Origin of the sequence: Lachnoclostridium phytofermentans ISDg (assembly GCF_000018685.1) — a bacterium.
In the GTDB taxonomy this organism is placed as follows: Bacteria; Bacillota; Clostridia; order Lachnospirales; family Lachnospiraceae; genus Lachnoclostridium; species Lachnoclostridium phytofermentans.
On the sequence record NC_010001.1, the window covers coordinates 1,530,685 to 1,544,746 of the forward strand.

The 14,062-nt window shown below is 33.6% G+C and carries 10 protein-coding genes; 7 read left to right on the forward strand and 3 right to left on the reverse strand.

Annotation, left to right across the window (positions count from 1 at the left end; genetic code table 11):
• Window positions 1-1,449, forward strand: a complete 1,449-nt coding sequence (locus CPHY_RS21185; RefSeq protein WP_012199245.1) for a polysaccharide biosynthesis tyrosine autokinase — start codon at window positions 1-3, stop codon at window positions 1,447-1,449.
• Window positions 1,450-1,718: 269 nt separating this feature from the next.
• Here the strand turns inward: CPHY_RS21185 and CPHY_RS06385 are convergent, their stop codons facing one another.
• The 3 genes from CPHY_RS06385 to CPHY_RS21190 form a co-directional block, all read right to left on the reverse strand.
• The gene (locus CPHY_RS06385) at window positions 1,719-2,408 is read right to left on the reverse strand and encodes a DUF6320 domain-containing protein (RefSeq protein WP_041703296.1); all 690 of its coding nucleotides are present in this window, start codon (window positions 2,406-2,408) and stop codon (window positions 1,719-1,721) included.
• Complete coding sequence (locus CPHY_RS06390) at window positions 2,395-3,663, reverse strand: hypothetical protein (RefSeq protein WP_012199247.1); 1,269 nt, start codon at window positions 3,661-3,663, stop codon at window positions 2,395-2,397. Before CPHY_RS06390 ends, CPHY_RS06385 begins: the two co-directional genes overlap by 14 nt.
• A gap of 76 nt (window positions 3,664-3,739) precedes the next feature.
• A complete protein-coding gene (locus CPHY_RS21190) occupies window positions 3,740-3,904 on the reverse strand; it encodes a sugar phosphate isomerase family (RefSeq protein ID WP_012199248.1) in 165 nt (54 codons plus the stop codon).
• 527 nt (window positions 3,905-4,431) lie between these two features.
• On the opposite strand from CPHY_RS21190, the gene CPHY_RS06395 reads away from it, so the two are divergent.
• The 6 genes from CPHY_RS06395 to CPHY_RS06425 all read left to right on the forward strand — a co-directional run bounded on the left by CPHY_RS06395 (window position 4,432) and on the right by CPHY_RS06425 (window position 13,998).
• Window positions 4,432-4,818 (forward strand): VOC family protein, encoded by a 387-nt coding sequence (locus tag CPHY_RS06395; RefSeq protein ID WP_012199249.1) that lies wholly within the window; start codon window positions 4,432-4,434, stop codon window positions 4,816-4,818.
• A 942-nt stretch (window positions 4,819-5,760) separates the two neighbouring features.
• On the forward strand, window positions 5,761-7,725 hold the full coding sequence (locus tag CPHY_RS06400) for an endonuclease MutS2 (RefSeq protein WP_012199250.1): 1,965 nt from the start codon (window positions 5,761-5,763) through the stop codon (window positions 7,723-7,725).
• Window positions 7,726-7,883: 158 nt separating this feature from the next.
• Entirely contained in the window at window positions 7,884-9,200 is a 1,317-nt protein-coding gene (gene xylA / locus CPHY_RS06405) for a xylose isomerase (protein ID WP_012199251.1), read from the forward strand.
• 503 nt (window positions 9,201-9,703) lie between these two features.
• A complete protein-coding gene (locus CPHY_RS06410) occupies window positions 9,704-10,597 on the forward strand; it encodes a leucine-rich repeat domain-containing protein (protein WP_012199252.1) in 894 nt (297 codons plus the stop codon).
• Between the two features lie 22 nt (window positions 10,598-10,619).
• Window positions 10,620-12,491 (forward strand): VWA-like domain-containing protein, encoded by a 1,872-nt coding sequence (locus tag CPHY_RS22720; protein WP_012199253.1) that lies wholly within the window; start codon window positions 10,620-10,622, stop codon window positions 12,489-12,491.
• The gene (locus CPHY_RS06425; protein ID WP_012199254.1) at window positions 12,481-13,998 is read left to right on the forward strand and encodes an ATP-binding protein; all 1,518 of its coding nucleotides are present in this window, start codon (window positions 12,481-12,483) and stop codon (window positions 13,996-13,998) included. Before CPHY_RS22720 ends, CPHY_RS06425 begins: the two co-directional genes overlap by 11 nt.
• Window positions 13,999-14,062: the final 64 nt, after the last annotated feature.

A 14,062-nucleotide genomic window follows, 5' to 3' on the forward strand; every position in this document is an offset into this window, starting at 1 on the left:
ATGCAAAACAATAATAATGATATAGAGATCAATCTTGGTGAAATATTCATTTTATTATTGCATAAGATATGGATCATCGTATTATCTAGTATTGTATGTGCTGTAGCGGCAGGGTTAATAAGTAAGTTCGTTATGACTCCTGTCTATACTTCTGATACAAAACTATATATTATTAATCGACAAAATAAAGATACTATCACTAGTAGTGATTTACAAACAGGATCTCAACTTACTCAGGATTTTAAAGTGATGGTTTTAAGTAGACCGGTAACGGAGCAGGTTATTAGTAAATTAAATTTAAATATGACTCACGACGAACTTGTATCTAATATTAATGTAAAAGTTCCTGAAAATACACGTATATTAGAAATAACAGTTCAAAATCAAGATCCTTTATTAGCTAAACAACTGGCTGATTCTATTGCAGAAGTAGCATCAGAGAGAATGGTTTCCGTACTTGAAATGGAGAAAGTAAATATTGTTGAGGAAGGAAATATCCCTACGATACCAACAAGTCCTCATATAATGAAAAATACAATATTAAGTGGGATAATAGGGGCATTAATCAGTGCCTTTGTTATAATATTTATACATATTATAGATGATTCTATTAAAAATGCGGAGCAGATTGAAAAATATTTAGGCCTAACAGTATTAGGGACAATACCGTTAGAACTTAAAAATTCTAATAAAAGGGGAAAAAATAAAAAAGCTTATAAAAGAAAAAAAGGTGATACTAATAATGAACATAGCAGTATTCAAAAAGCCACCTTGGAATTTACCATTAATGAGGCGTATAAATCATTACGGACCAATATACAATTCTGTGGAAAAGATATAAAAACAATATGTATAACTAGCAGCTTGCCAAATGAGGGAAAGACAGTTGTATCCTTTCGCTTAGCCACTGCTTTTGCAGACAGCGGTAAAAAGGTATTATTTATAGATGCTGATTTGCGTAAATCAGTCATTATAAGTAAATTAAAAATTGATAATGCGGTTAATGGTTTATCACAATATATATCAGGAATGAATAGTTTGGAAGAGGTAATACATAAATCTAATGTTGAAAATAGGGATATTATTTTTACCGGAATATTACCCCCGAACCCCTCTGAGATGTTAGGTAGCGAAGAATTCAAAAACTTAGTTAAAAATCTAAGAGATGAATATGATTACATTATTATAGATACTCCTCCTCTTGGAGTTGTAATTGATAGTGCTAATGTAGCAGATATATGTGATGGGACTATTATGGTTATAGAATCTAACAAAATAAGTTATAGATTTGCACAAAGAGTTTTAAAACAATTAATTACAGAAAAAAGTAAAGTTTTAGGAGCTGTTCTTAATAAAGCTAATATTTATGGCGTAGGATATAACAAAAAATACTATGGAAAATATTATAGTCACGTATATGCTAATGATTATGATGAGAATGGTAACTAAATATGGCTACACAATATGTTATTGCTTTAACGTTTGGATTATCATCTGGAATGGAGCATTATATGGATTTGGATATTTTGTGGGATTAGAGTCTTTAGTATAAAATAGTGAAACAGCCACCTTTGCTTTTTAAAGGTGGCTGTCTGTTTATGCTTATTATCTAGAGTAAGTAATTTTGAAATGATCAGTACTCAAATATTAAAATATGAGTTTTTCGCTTTTACGGTTCTTTGTCTTCAAAACCAAAAACTATGTCTAAAGAGCAAAAATTATAAATGTAACCTTCTTTTTAATTCCTCCTTGGTTGCCTCTGGAGAAAAGATTAATATACCTATAAAAGTTGCCAAACTATATAAAAAGCAAGTTATCGTTGGCCATGTATAAGTTAGACTATGGTTGAGTAATAAAATAACCGGTAGTATACCAATGATAGAGGTTAACATGCTGTAGATGGCATAATCGTGATGACGTCTTTTCTTTATTAATAAAAAGAACAGCATTGTTATATTGATGGAAATAAAACCAAGCGGCATAACAAAATCTACAGACCATACAGAGCTATTGCCTATCGAGCCTAGATATACCAAAAACAGCAGTGTTAGATAGGAAAGATATATGACTTTTTGTATCGATTTTTTAGAGTTCGTTATTATTGCTAAAAAGAGTAAAATATAAGCGATAGGACTAATTACATAACGTGACCAACTTAATCCTTTATCTAAATTCTTGGAAAGATCAAGATAAACACAGGTTATCATAGTAATCAAACCAAGGAAGGTATACAAACGAAGTAAAAATCGTTTTGAATTCTTTCTTTTCTGAAATGCAGGATAATGATAAGTTTGCTCCAACATTTGATCTGTATCTTCTAGATTGCTATTCGTTAACTCATTATTACAAAATAAACAGTTGTCTAAGGGCGTATTATAATGAATGTTACAGTATTTACAATATCTCATCTAATCCCTCCCTATAGTTTGTATCAATGTTTACTTCAAGGCCTGAATCTACTAGAAACTTCATAAAATGTGAGATAAAGGCAAGGTCTTTCCACTCGGTATTTAGCATGATATTTGTATGACCATAAATGGAGGATATGGCCATATTAGTACCCCCTATGGAAAACTCCACATCTTTTACTATTGCTTTCATGTCTTCTGGTAAAGAAACCGACCCAAGATTAGAAATAGCATAAGTACTGATATTTTCTGCTAAGTAATAATATCCAAGCTTAAACCCTAGATTCTTAAGAGCCAAAGGTAAGATTTTAATAAAAAAGCTCTTTTCAATCCAAACATTTGAATTAATTCTTCCATGAAGATCTTCTTTATTTAGCTGTACTAAGAACTGCCGCTTCGTTTCTAATAACATGGATTCAAAAGTCCAATCAAGCCTCGGATCAAAGGTTGCCTTTATATAAAGTGAGAAATTACGCAAAGTATTCGATGGAAAATACTTGCGCAGATTTACCGGGACAAACAACTTTATTGGTTTTTTACTCTTTCTACAATCGACATTTTGAGTGTAGATACTGTAAGCGAGTAAAGCTGTTACATATTCTCCGATTGTGACATTAAGACTTCTTGTAAGTGTTAATAATTGTTCCGTATCCACTTGTGCACGAATGCAAAGGGAAAAATGATCTGCAAATCTTTCGCCTTTTAGACGATAGGCAGGCTCTTCCTTTAAGTTCTTTTTCTTAGATTTGTCATATTCATTACAAAACATATCTTGTGTTTCCTTAGAGGAAAAAGGAATATTACTACGAATAATACCTTCGTGTTCCATCTGATAGCCACATAAACAACAGTAACGATAAGTAATTGACTTTAAGAACTCCATTGAACCAGTTCCATCACTTAAGCTATGGAAAGTTTCCAATGTTATTTTATTTTCGTAATAATAGACATTGAATAGATAACCATAATTTTTCGATGCAGGTACATATTTGCACATAATAGAAGGCTCTGGTTTCACACGAAAGCGATGTTTATTCGGAGATAAATAATTCCAAAAAAGACCGCTCTTTAATTCCACGGCAAACGTTTCAAAACGGGGTAGCACTTCGTTTACAGCCTGTTCCAAAACAGTGGGCTGAATATTTTGTGTAAGGTAAAAGGATAGACGAAAAACACTGCTTCTGCTATCTTTGGAAACAGCAGGAAATATCTTACCAGCATTGTCTACCGGATACCAATAATTATTTCGTTTCATTGTAGACCTCCTATTGACATGATATTTATGCCAAAGTTATAACTTGATTTAAAAAAATGGCTAAACTTACTTATTCTCAATAACTTGAAGTTGCAACTGCTTTCAAATTCATACCATTTTGAACCAGTTCACCAACCTTTTTAATCATATAATACGCTGTAGAACCAGTTCCCAATCCTAATATCATGCCATCTTTTATATAGTCTATCGCTTTTTGTCCAGCGATTCTTTTTTGCTCCATAATTACCTCCTAGACCTTTTTGTCAGATATTTTTCAATTGGCAGGACTACGTTATATTGAACCATAAAATTTTTAATTTCAATCTATGAATTTGGCCTAATTATAGCATAAGCATATCAAATTTCAATATTAATTTATGGTATAGCTTTTTAACATAGCTTTAACAATTAATTTATAGCATGGCATTTAACATAAGCAATCATACACAGTCATTAAAATATGAATTTTACAGATTATTTAAGATAATAGTGTGGAAAGCGAGTATTGAAGAATATAAAATTTTTAAGCGGAAAAGTATGCTAACTTTCCATTATAATGTGGGAAACTATTTTTGAGTGAGTCTGAATACTTATGCTTTCTTTCCAGAATAGTGTGGAGTTTGAGATAAGTATAGTAGTTCACCTAAACAAGCGTTGAAGCGGTAGATTTTAATTTCTTTTTGTGATACTATAGTAAAAACATTATATACGCAAGTCAAGCAAAACAAGCTTGCGTAATGGTATTTATATTTTGTGCAGGAGGTATATATGAAAAATTATACTCAGGTTTATGTGAAAAGTAGTTTTGAAGCGGCAGAAATGTATTGCAAAGCTTTTGGCGCAGAAATTACATTTGAAGTGAAAAATGATACCGAAACTGCTTATGTACACTGTGAATTATCCGTAAATGGTGAAGGTTTTTTAGCATTAGGCGAAGCAGCAAACCCTTGTGACATAAACATAGTTCACAAAATGAAATGGGAAACAATGACTTTTAATGTTTTTGAGATGGGAAGCGAAGAATCGGTTTATAATGCCTTTAATATTTTGAGTAATGGCGGTGTTATTATTAATCCTATTCATGAAGTTCCGTGGAGCAAATGTTGTGCCACTGTTATTGATAAATTTGGAGTGTGTTGGTGGATTTCAATTTAATAAACAAAATAAGCATTTTGTTATTAGTTATTAAAAATATCATAACCACTTGATTGTCAAGATTAGTTACATATAGAAACCAAAGAAAAGTCAATATTACTCACAGGTTGGGGCGACACACAGCCCGTGTTATTTTTTGGTGCTATTTTGCCTGTAAAACGTTCTTCATATTGTATACCCTTTTACAAACAGAAGGCACTCCCATTTTATCAGCCTTTCGCATTATGATAACGATTTCATGTAATCTAAGGTTTTCAACGGGAAAGCCCCAAATTATTAGCTTTTGTCTTTCTGTAAAGGTCTTGCCATATGGGTTGTAGCACCACACTGGTAGCGTTTCAAGGCGAATTGCTATAAATAAAAAGAAAACACAGTTGGGCCTGTAACTGTTTAAGTTTGGTGCTTTAAAAGAATACCACACTAAATTTTAAATAGTCATTTTACAGCTCTCGTTGACAATATACGGAATTCATGTTATTTTAAAGAGGTATAAAATTTAAATCAGAGAGGAAGATGTTTTTGTTACGTGTATTAAGTAAAAGTGAGGTTTGTGCTAACTAGCACGAAAAATTAAAGATGCAAAAAAGGTTATTTGCTGAAGGTAAAGTTTATCAGCTTTCTTTTTTGTGCCCAAAACCTGTTTTTACTTGAACGCCATTTAGACATGGTATACCGTAGGATACATCTTTTTATTTATACTATTTCTAAGTAGTTTGAACTAGCAGTTTCTTTGAGGAAGCTTTTTTGTGATACGAATCTATTGTTTGTAATTTTAAACAGTAATAGTATCGTATGCCATAAAGACTTTCTTTGTAGAGGCTTGATTATAGTCGTGAGTATCTTTAAAAACAGGATACCACGACTTTTTTTGTGCTTTTTTATCGATATAAACCCTAAAATGACGTGGTAATAAGAAAATTTTAATACAGATAGGAGCAAAAAATGAATACAAGACAGACGTTAGAATTTCAGAAAATATTAGAAATGTTATGCGAATATGCAGTATCAGAAGAAGCAAAAAAGAGTTTGCTTAAGATGGAACCTAGTCTTAGTGAGACAGAGGTATGTAATCGAACCAAAGGGACAACAGAAGCTAGGATGATTTATGATGTACAAGGAAATCCTCCGATGTCAGAGCGAAAAGATATTATGATGATATTATCGCTTGCCAACAAAGGTGGAATGTTATCACCAGAACAACTAACTTTAGTATCACAGTTTATCGCTGCCAGCAGACGTTTAAAAAGTTATCTAACCAAGGCTCAATGCCTTAAGGTAGATTTAGCTTTCTATGCGGATTCTTTCACATCATTAGAGGATTTACAAGGAATTATTGATGGAGCAATCAGAAATAATCAGATCGATAGCTCGGCATCCAAAGAGCTAAAAGATATTAGGCGAAAGATGGAATCCGTAAGTGGAGCAATGAAATCAAAATTGGAGGCACTTCTAAGAAGTAAAAAAGAGTATTTTAGCGAAGGGTTTGTGTCATTAAGAAATGGGCATTTTGTACTTCCAGTAAAAAAAGAGTATAAGCATCAGGTTTCAGGAACCGTACATGATGTTTCCTCTAGCGGTGCAACGTACTTTATTGAGCCGGTAATTGCAGTTCGCTATAGTGAAGAACTATCAGCCTTAAAATCAGCAGAAGCAAAAGAGGAAGCGGTGATTTTATATACGTTAACCTCTCTTGTGATAGAGAATGAGTTCGAGCTAATGAGAAATTATGAAACAATGGGAATTCTCGACGAAATATTCGCTAAAGCTAAACTGTCTGCATTTATGAAGGCAGTTCCAGCAAGCCTCAATACAGATCGAAAGATTAGGATAGTGAATGGCAGACATCCACTTTTAAACAGAGAGAATTGCGTTCCTCTTAATTTTGAATTTGCAAATGGTATTCGAGGAGTAATCATTACCGGGCCTAATACAGGCGGTAAAACTGTAGCACTAAAAACAGTTGGATTATTATCCATGATGGCTCAAAGCGGTCTTCATGTTCCATGTGATGAGGCGGTTTTATGTATGAATGATGCGATTCTTTGTGATATTGGAGATGGTCAAAGTATCACAGAGAACCTTTCAACATTCTCAGCTCATATTACGAACATCATTGCGATAATAAAGGAAGTTACGAAAGATAGTTTGGTACTTCTAGATGAGTTAGGCTCAGGAACAGACCCTGCAGAGGGGATGGGGATTGCAATTTCGATACTGGAAGAACTTAAAAAGAAGCAGTGTTTATTTATAGCTACCACTCACTACCCACAAGTAAAAGACTATGCAGCACAGTCAGAGGGAGTTGTGAATGCGAAGATGGCATTTGATAGAGAAAGCTTAAAACCACTCTATCACTTAGAAGTTGGTGAGGCAGGTGAAAGTTGTGCTTTGTACATTGCGAAAAGATTAGGATTACCAAAGCACATGCTTTTGATTGCTTATCAGAATGCCTATGATACTAAGGAAAATGGGAAAATTAAACAAAATAATGAAAGTGAGCTTTTTTTCGAGAATAGTCATATAAACGAGGAACAAGTAAACATAGAAAATACAGGGAATACAGAAAATACAGCGAGTAAACCCCATATAGAAAAGAAAATTGAGAGTAGGAAAAAGGAGCTTCCGAAAAAAGCAGCAAGTTTTCACCTTGGGGATTGTGTGATTGTGTATCCAGAGAAGAAAATAGGGATCGTGTATCAAGTGTGTAATGAAAAGGGAGAAATAGGGATTCAAATTGCAAAAACTAAAAAGCTTATTAATTATAAACGTATAAAACTTCATGTCGCAGCAACGCAGATGTATCCGGAAGATTATGATTTTTCAATTGTATTTGATACCGTAGCAAACCGAAAGGCCAGACACAAGATGGAGAAAGGTCATCAGGAGGGAATGGAGATAAGATATTAAGGGTAGAAAGAATAAAAAATAAAGAACTTAGAACAAAAAAATGAAGGTAAAATTTTGATAATCCATGGAAAGCTTATTGACTATTTGCGTAACAAATGTTATCATATAATTGTAGTTAGTTCAGTGAATAAACAAATAGGTTTTGAAAGGGGAATCCAATGAAAAATTACTTTCCAAATGTTCCAGAAGTAAAATACGAAGGCCCAAATTCAACGAATCCATTTGCTTTTAAATATTATGACGCAAATAAAGTTGTAGCGGGTAAAACAATGAAAGAGCACTGTCGTTTTGCATTATCTTGGTGGCATACTCTTTGTGCAGGTGGTGCTGATCCATTCGGTGTAACAACTATGGATAGAACCTACGGAAATATCACAGATCCAATGGAACTTGCTAAGGCAAAAGTTGACGCTGGTTTCGAATTAATGACTAAATTAGGAATTGAATTCTTCTGTTTCCATGACGCAGATATTGCTCCAGAAGGTGATACTTTTGAAGAGTCAAAGAAGAATCTTTTTGAAATCGTTGATTACATCAAAGAGAAGATGGATCAGACTGGTATCAAGTTATTATGGGGTACTGCTAATAACTTTAGTCATCCAAGATTTATGCATGGTGCTTCCACATCTTGCAACGCAGACGTATTTGCATATGCTGCTGCTAAGATTAAGAATGCATTAGATGCAACAATTAAATTAGGCGGTAAAGGTTATGTATTCTGGGGTGGTCGTGAAGGTTATGAAACACTTCTTAATACAGATTTAGGACTTGAGCTTGATAATATGGCTAGACTTATGAAGATGGCTGTAGAGTATGGCCGTGCAAATGGTTTTGATGGCGACTTCTATATTGAGCCAAAGCCAAAGGAACCAACCAAGCATCAATATGATTTTGATACAGCAACCGTACTTGCTTTCCTTCGCAAATATGGCTTAGAAAAAGATTTCAAGATGAACATTGAAGCAAACCATGCTACTCTTGCAGGTCATACCTTTGAACATGAACTTGCAATGGCTAGAGTTAATGGTGCATTTGGTTCTGTAGATGCAAACCAGGGTGATCCAAACCTTGGATGGGATACGGATCAATTCCCAACTGATGTTCATAGTGCAACTCTTGCAATGCTTGAAGTACTTAAGGCTGGTGGATTCACTAACGGCGGACTTAACTTTGATGCAAAGGTAAGACGTGGTTCCTTCGAATTTGATGATATTGCATACGGTTATATTGCAGGAATGGATACTTTTGCACTTGGTTTAATTAAGGCTGCTGAGATTATCGACGATGGTAGAATCGCAAAATTTGTAGATGATCGTTATGCAAGCTATAAAACAGGAATTGGTAAAGCAATTGTGGATGGAACTACATCTCTTGAAGAATTAGAGCAGTATGTTTTAACACATAGTGAACCAGTAATGCAGAGTGGTCGTCAGGAAGTTCTTGAAACAATCGTAAATAATATTTTATTTAGATAAGATTAACTTATATTGAATTAGGGATTTTGAAATTGTAATGAGCAAGTAGCGTAAGCGGATTGCGAATATCTATATAATAGGGCGGTCACATCAATCTTGGTATTGTGTGATCGCCCTGTTCTTATTTATGATAAGGAAAAGTTAACAAAGTTTACTTTATCTTGGTTAGGATTTATTCGATGTATTATGCCATGCGAATGAATCAATCGAGTTATGTTCGATAAGTATAAAGAATTTACGTTAGGTTGGAGTTGAAATATCTGACTTATTTATTTATAATCGTAAGTAACAGAACAGTTTTTTTAGAATAGGTTTATAATAGTAATTATCTTGAAAACATTAGAATATTACTGCAACTATGTAATCTTCGGCACAAACATCCAGCTTACTGAGCAGGCTCAAGGGTGAAATTATTTTATATAATTTTTAATTCAGCAAGTTTGTGTCCGTGATTGTACATAAACTTGATTAGCGCAAATTGTAGCGCTTAGATAAGGAAAAAAATGAGACAGGATATTGAATTTAGAAAAGAAAATAACGAAATTATCGTTCAAAAATATAATGGGACATCGAGTCAGATTGAAATCCCAAGTGTTATAGATGGACTTCCAGTCACAGAAATTGCAGATTATGCGTTTCATAATTGTAGAAGTTTACAAAAGGTAATCATTCCCGATAGTATAACAACAATAGGTAACCATGCTTTCTATGATTGCAGAAAACTAGAAAGCATGGTTGCTTCTGATGCAATTCATAGCATAGGTGATGGAGCTTTTAAGAACTGCTACTTATTAAAATCGATTGAAATATTTCTAAGAAATGGAAAGATTGCAGTAGTAAGAAATATCTTATCTGAATTTAGTTCAGAGCTGACAGTTACACTTCACTATGGACAGAATGCTTATGAAACAGGGAAAACTGCGAAGATAATTTTCCCAAAGTTTTTATACGACTATGTAGAGAATAACTCTGCAAGAATTATTCGTCAGGAAACCTATGGCTCCGGAGTACATTATCGTGAGTGTATGACCGATAGTGATATTGATTACAAAAAATATGATTCGATCTTTCATGTCGGAATGGCGGTTGATATGTTAGATACAACTTTATTCATTGCACTTTATCGAATCATGTACCCGTATCAACTGATGAATACAGCGAAAGAAAATTACGGAAACTTTATTAGAGAACATTTTGAAGTATTAATGAAATTATTAGTTGAAGATGAAATGCGAGAAGAAATCCTTTGCTTAATAAAGGAAAGCATCATAACCTTAGAGCAACTGGATTATTTAATGGAATATGCACGTAGACAGCAAAAATTAGAACTTGTTAGTTATTTTTTAAGCTATAAACAACGGAATTACCTTAAGAAAAGTATGACCTTTGATTTATAGGCAGGAAGAAATGGAGGTTAGAATGGAGCATGAGGTTAAGCAAAGACTAAGGCAGCTTGGAGAGCGAATCTTAAAAAATAGTTCCAATGAGTTGTACTTATCCATGCGTTTTTTAGATGTTCCACTCAGTGAATTAAATTATGAGCTACGGATGTCCTCTTTTTATATGGGAACGGACGGAAGTACTATTTATTATAATCCTAGATTTGTAATAGAAAAATACACTTATGATAGTGTATATGTAAACCGTTCCTATCTTCACATGTTACTCCATAGTATATTTCGTCATATGTATTTAAGAGAAGAACGAGACGAAGAAAAATGGAATTTAGCATGTGATATCGCAGTGGAATATATTATAGATGGCCTGGATAATAAGGCAACGAAACGACTTGTTACATCTCGTAGAGAAGAACTTTATGAACGTTTATCCAAGGAACTTAAGGTATTCACAGCGGAGGGAATCTATCATTTGCTTCAAACAAATTGGTTAACTGAGCGAGAGCTTGTTCAATATAGCGCTGAATTCTTAGTATGCGACCATCAGTTTTGGGATTTTGGAATCTCAAAAAATAAAGTGAAGGATAGTGAGGACTCTAATCAAAATGAGAATCCTGACTCTTCACAAAAGAATGAGCAAGCAGACCAAGAGAAGAATTCAAAGGAACAAACAAGAGAGAATCAAACAGGGGAAGAAAAACAAGATAAAGAGAAACAAGAAAAAGAACAACAAGATAATGAACAAGGGAACAAGGATAAGGGGAATAATCAAGAAGGAAAAAACGAGACTAGGGAAGATAAGACTGAAGAAGAAAACAGTCAAGAAAATAGAACTCTAGAAGATAAATCACAAGAAGATAAATCACAAGAAGATAAATCACAAGAAGATAAATCACAAGAAGATAAATCACAAGAAGATAAATCACAAGAAGATAAATCACAAGAAGATAAATCTAAAGATGATAAATCCGAAGAAGATAAATCCAGTGAAGATAATTCAGAAAAAGATAAATCCAATGAGGATAAATTCAAAGAAGATAGAACCAAAGAAAATCAAACACAAGAATATATGTCATATGACAATCCGATGGATGACAGCGGACTTCATGATCGTGAAGCTAACAATAAAAAAGCGCAGGAAAATCGTTGGAAGGATATCAGTGAAAAGCTTAAGACAGACCTTGAGACTTATCAGGCAAATAATCCAAAAGCGACAGAGAGCTTACTAAAAGGTATTGGTGCAGCTAATCGTGAAATCTATGATTATCAGACATTTCTTCATAAATTTGCAGTATACAAAGAGCGCCTTCAAGTAGATGAGGATTCGTTTGACTATGGTTTTTATACTTTTGGTATGGAGCATTATGGGAATGTTCCTTTTATAGAACCATTGGAATATAAGGATGAAATGCGTGTTGAGGAGATTGTAATAGCAATTGATACTTCTGGATCATGTGCTAGTAGTTTAATCTATCGTTTTTTAAAAGAAACAATAAAAATTCTTAAAAACACAGAGACATTTCATGATAAATTTCGAATTCATTTGATTCAGTGCGATGAAGAAATTAAGGAACATAAGATCCTTACAAATCTCATGGAACTAAATGATTACATGGAACATTTTCAGGTAAAAGGATTTGGTAATACAGATTTTAGACCTGTGTTTGAATATATCGGGGAATTAAAACAAATGGGGGAATTAAAGCGTTTAAAAGGATTACTATATTTTACAGATGGATATGGTATTTTTCCTAGCAAACAACCAGAATACGAAACTGCCTTTATTTTTGTTCGGAATCAGTATGAGGAAGACAAAGTACCTGCCTGGGCAATGAAGGTAGTATTAGAAGAAGAACAAATTGAAAAGATGGGTGATAGTAACGATGAATATTAAAGAATGTAAAATTGAAATAAGAAATACCATACAAGCGTATTTAAAAAAAGATGAATTTGGGGCATATATGATACCTGTTAAGCATCAACGTCCTATTTTACTTATGGGACCTCCGGGCATTGGTAAAACAGCTATTATGGAGCAGATTGCAAGAGAGTGCGAGATAGGTTTGGTTTCCTATACCATTACTCACCACACTAGACAAAGTGCAATCGGACTTCCCAAAATTGAACAACGAAGTTTTCAAGGACTTGAGTATACTGTTACAGATTATACGATGAGTGAAATTATTGCTTCTGTGTTTGAGAAGATGGAAAATACAGGGCTTAAAGAGGGAATCTTATTCTTAGATGAGATTAACTGCGTGTCAGAAACGCTGGCTCCAACGATGCTTCAATTTCTTCAGAATAAAACATTTGGAAATCACAGCATTCCGGAAGGCTGGATTGTAGTTGGTGCAGGTAATCCACCGGAATATAATCGCTCCGTTCGTGAATTTGATATTGTAACTCTTGATAGAGTGAAACGAATTGAGCTTATAGAAGATTATAATGTATGGAAAGAGTATGCTTATATACAAAAACTCCATGGCTCCATCTTATCTTATTTAGAGATTAAGAAAAATAATTTTTATATTATTGAAATGTCAGTCGATGGGAAGCAGTTTGTGACAGCAAGAGGTTGGGAGGATTTATCTCAAATTTTGTATGCATACGAAGTACTTCATTTACCTGTTACAGAAGAAGTTGTTAGAGGATATCTACAACATCCTAAGATTGCGAAAGACTTTGCAAACTATTACGAATTGTACTTAAAGTATCGACAGGATTATCAAGTACAAGATATCTTAGATGGTAAAGCAGAGTTGCATTTAAAGAGACAATTGCGTACCGCTGGTTTTGATGAAAGGTTAAGTGTTCTTTCCTTATTACTTGATCGACTTTCTTGTGATTTTTATGAATCTTATCAGATGGGTGAATATCTAAAGCGACTTCATGCTACCCTAAAGGAAGTAAAGGAGTATTTTGCAAATGCTTATATGGAACCGGAAGTTATCATGACTGATATCATTACTCAAAAAGAGAAAGAGCTTGCAGATAAAAAATTAGCAGGGTTATTGGATCGCACGCAAGGTCAGGTCTTGAATAAGTTAATTTTAAAGTTATACTACTTCAAAGAGCAGATACTTCTAAATCGTTTGAAAGAAAATGATCATGCCTTCTCTTATATCAAAGCGGAATTTGATGCAATGGTGGAAGACTATCAAAATAAAATTACTACAACATCGAACTCCTTGGAGAATTCCTTTATTTTCTTAGAGGAAACCTTTGGAGAAAGTCAGGAATTAGTCGTTTTCTTAACAGAACTTACAGGAAACTTTTATAGTATGAAATTCATCGGTGAACATGGAAGTGAACATTATGTAAAGCATAATCAAAGCTTATTGTTTTCTGATACAAAGCAGGAGTTACTAAATGAAATCGAGGAGTTAAAACAGTTATCTTAATTTGATTTTAACTTGAAGGTACAGTATGCTTAACTTAATTCAAAAATAAAGGTTACTTAATGTA

What these genes read in the sequence shown, in the direction of transcription:
- CPHY_RS06395 (WP_012199249.1), top strand. Translation starts at nt 4,432, where the DNA reads ATGAAAAATTATACTCAGGTTTATGTGAAAAGTAGTTTTGAAGCGGCA.
- CPHY_RS06385 (WP_041703296.1), bottom strand. Translation starts at nt 2,408, where the DNA reads ATGAGATATTGTAAATACTGTAACATTCATTATAATACGCCCTTAGAC.
- CPHY_RS06390 (WP_012199247.1), bottom strand. Translation starts at nt 3,663, where the DNA reads ATGAAACGAAATAATTATTGGTATCCGGTAGACAATGCTGGTAAGATA.
- CPHY_RS06400 (WP_012199250.1), top strand. Translation starts at nt 5,761, where the DNA reads ATGAATACAAGACAGACGTTAGAATTTCAGAAAATATTAGAAATGTTA.
- xylA (WP_012199251.1), top strand. Translation starts at nt 7,884, where the DNA reads ATGAAAAATTACTTTCCAAATGTTCCAGAAGTAAAATACGAAGGCCCA.
- CPHY_RS06410 (WP_012199252.1), top strand. Translation starts at nt 9,704, where the DNA reads ATGAGACAGGATATTGAATTTAGAAAAGAAAATAACGAAATTATCGTT.
- CPHY_RS21185 (WP_012199245.1), top strand. Translation starts at nt 1, where the DNA reads ATGCAAAACAATAATAATGATATAGAGATCAATCTTGGTGAAATATTC.
- CPHY_RS21190 (WP_012199248.1), bottom strand. Translation starts at nt 3,904, where the DNA reads ATGGAGCAAAAAAGAATCGCTGGACAAAAAGCGATAGACTATATAAAA.
- CPHY_RS22720 (WP_012199253.1), top strand. Translation starts at nt 10,620, where the DNA reads ATGGAGCATGAGGTTAAGCAAAGACTAAGGCAGCTTGGAGAGCGAATC.
- CPHY_RS06425 (WP_012199254.1), top strand. Translation starts at nt 12,481, where the DNA reads ATGAATATTAAAGAATGTAAAATTGAAATAAGAAATACCATACAAGCG.